The sequence below is a fragment of the Azospirillum sp. B4 genome, assembly GCF_000333275.1.
GTDB lineage: Bacteria > Pseudomonadota > Alphaproteobacteria > Azospirillales > Azospirillaceae > Nitrospirillum.
This window is the reverse complement of the sequence record NZ_BACU01000310.1, coordinates 1-2,046: the sequence shown is the minus strand read 5'-3', so window position 1 is coordinate 2,046 and position 2,046 is coordinate 1. Positions and strand designations below refer to the sequence as shown.

Annotated in this window: 3 protein-coding genes; 1 reads left to right on the top strand and 2 read right to left on the bottom strand. The window is 58.7% G+C overall.

What is annotated here, in order from left to right:
* On the top strand, nucleotides 1-414 hold a 414-nt coding region (locus I55_RS13940), incomplete at its 5' end, for a S1/P1 nuclease (RefSeq protein WP_215490497.1).
* Between the two features lie 84 nt (nucleotides 415-498).
* On the opposite strand, the gene I55_RS13935 is transcribed toward I55_RS13940, so the two are convergent.
* The gene (locus tag I55_RS13935; protein ID WP_252181139.1) at nucleotides 499-1,182 is read right to left on the bottom strand and encodes a hypothetical protein; all 684 of its coding nucleotides are present in this window, start codon (nucleotides 1,180-1,182) and stop codon (nucleotides 499-501) included.
* Between the two features lie 354 nt (nucleotides 1,183-1,536).
* A complete protein-coding gene (locus I55_RS35920) occupies nucleotides 1,537-1,863 on the bottom strand; it encodes a hypothetical protein (RefSeq protein WP_148293722.1) in 327 nt (108 codons plus the stop codon).
* Nucleotides 1,864-2,046: the final 183 nt, after the last annotated feature.

The window sequence follows — 2,046 nt, the reverse complement described above, 5'->3', positions numbered from 1 at the left end:
TGCACAGCCCTGCCGTCCCGACACCACGACCGGGGGGGCGGCACCATACTTGTGACCTTCAATGGCCATGGCCAGGTGAAGCTGCATTCGATCTGGGACGACGGAATGCTCAACCGCGAGCTCGGCCTACACGAAGGTCCCAACTTCAGCGCCGATCCCGCCGCGGGTCAGGCAGCGCAGCGCCTGGCCCAGGACATCACGCCGGCCTTGGCCACCCAGTGGCAAGCCGGCTCACCGGAGCAGTGGGCGACCGAAGGCCACGTCCTGGGCGTCCAGGTTGGATATGCCGGCATTCCACCGGCCGGTATCGACGCGGACGGGGCCTATGAGGCCAAGGCCTGGCCCATCATCCGGCAGCAGCTGGAGCGGGCCGGCGTTCGCCTTGCCTTGATCCTCAACAGCCGCTTCCGTTGACCCGTCGTCCGACGGCTTATTTAGCCGGCTAAAGATCGGCATCGCGATGAGCAGCCAGACGGCCGCCATATGGCGGGAACAGGCTCACAGCTCGATATTCCAGTAAACGAGGGTTTGCCTGACTTCCACTGCCGGATAGTTCGCTCCGGGTGACTCCAGGCTAGCCCTCAACGAAGCCTTCCGTCGGGCGATCGCCCGTTTGACCTCGATGCTGAAGGGCGCCGTGCCTGGTGGAAGGACAGCCCGGTCAGGGCCAGGCCAATCGTGGGGGTAACCCTCCGGCAGCTGTCTCGACGCCACCTGACAGGCCTGCTCCTCCACGTGAGGATGCTGGCAGACCCAGCCGTAGAGGTGGAAAGCGCATACCCGCAGCATGGTCTTCACCTCGGGCACGCTGTCGGAGAAGGCCTTCAGCGGCGTGGGCAGCAACACCATGTTGGCGGTGCAGCTGTAAAACCTCGGATCCGTGATCACCGTATTCGGGGCCTGGAAGCCCGGGTCATCCACACCCCAGATGTGACAGACGGTCCAGTGCTTGGGCATTCCATTCCGTAGGCCCAGCGCTCCCAGGAGCGCCTTGCGCGCCTGGATGTTGGCTTCCACCTTGTCTTGCGTTTGGCCCGTCTGCCTGCTGGTGTTGGTGTAGACGGAGGCCCAGTCCGCCTTGTAGCTCGTCCGCCCGCGGGCATGTTCGGGGTACCAGACAGGCATGGCCCTGAAGGCGTCGGGATGGACCCATCTGGCGGTGCTGGCGATGAGCCGGACCACAGTGGCCAACTCATGCCGGATGGCGTCAAGCCCGTCGGGTATTGAGGCCCGCATCACGATCTGCCCGCCACCGGCCTTGGTCCTGGGGCCCCCCGCCCCAAAGTCGGATTGCAGTGCGGGCAGGGCTGGCGGCCCCGCTCTGTGACGGTCAATCCCATGACCCACCCCTCGTCATGCCCGCAGGAACGGCAGACCAGGTGAACACTCCCCGTCTTCACCTCTACGACCCGAAGCATAATGTCCTTGGGTTGGCCACGACGGTGCAGCATGTGGTGGGGGTAGTTCATAACCTATCCTTCAACACCGCAGGCAACGACACTCTCCCAAACCAAGGAAAAAATAACGCGAATTTCATCAAGGCTGATCAAATCTGGCCCTTACAATTTCAGTTCTAAGAATTTCCTTAGCATCAATTTCTGTTATTTTATCGACACAGTAGAATGTGTAACCATTACACCCCCTGACGTTCATTTCAATATACTCTATCTTCTTTCCATTGTACCCATATTCCCTTATTTTTCTCTTTATGTAGGATACATTTTTTCTAATTACGTCTTTTGACAATAAACTAATCTCTGGCTCACAACAGATTCGTGATGGTCCGTTAAGCTTTTTTGCGATTAAATTCCATGTAGAAGATTCAACACCATTTATCGCGGATTTGGCTTGTTCATCTGCCATTGTTAATCCTTTGATTTTTATAAATCTAAATTGGTTGTCGTTCGGGGAACCATACATACAAACAATTAGTTAATAGCTGACTACGTATTCACCTGAAAAAACTCCCCTGCCGTGGCTCGGGCCCGGGCTCCGCCGGCGGCGCCCGCCAGGCCTCTCCTTCTGCCCGGGGCCTGGGGCAGGCCC